At 69.9% G+C, this 382-nt stretch carries 1 pseudogene; it reads right to left on the bottom strand.

The annotated features are described in order from the left end of the window. Nucleotides 1–39 precede the first annotated feature (39 nt). Nucleotides 40–382, bottom strand: a pseudogene (locus GT354_RS41750) (F420-dependent oxidoreductase); the annotation flags it as partial.

The following is a 382-nucleotide window of genomic DNA, read 5'->3' as shown; positions in this document are numbered from 1 at the left end:
CCGTCAACGGATCCGTCAACGGATCCGTCAACAGACCTGTCAACGAAAGGCCGGGATGACCTCCCGCCCGAACAACCGGATCATCTCGGCCAGTTCGTCGTACGACCCGCGCGTGGACACCGAACTGTCCCCCGCCGGCAGCCCCGCCCCGAACGCGGCGTGCACGTGCTCGCTGCCGGTGAGTTCGCGATAGCGCGTGATCTGCCCGATCACGTCCTCGGGCGCGCCCCACAGGAGCCGGTCGTGCGCGATCTCCTCGGCCGAGACGTCCTCGCCCGCGTCGAGCCGCCGGATCAGGTCCTTCTCGCCGGCGTCCTCCGCCGATTCGCGCCAGTGCGCGAGCAGCCCGTCGACATACGCGGGAAGCACGTGCTCGGCGACC

Source organism: Streptomyces sp. SID3343, assembly GCF_009865215.1.
Classification (GTDB): domain Bacteria; phylum Actinomycetota; class Actinomycetes; order Streptomycetales; family Streptomycetaceae; genus Embleya.
This window is presented reverse-complemented; position numbering and strand designations above follow the sequence as displayed.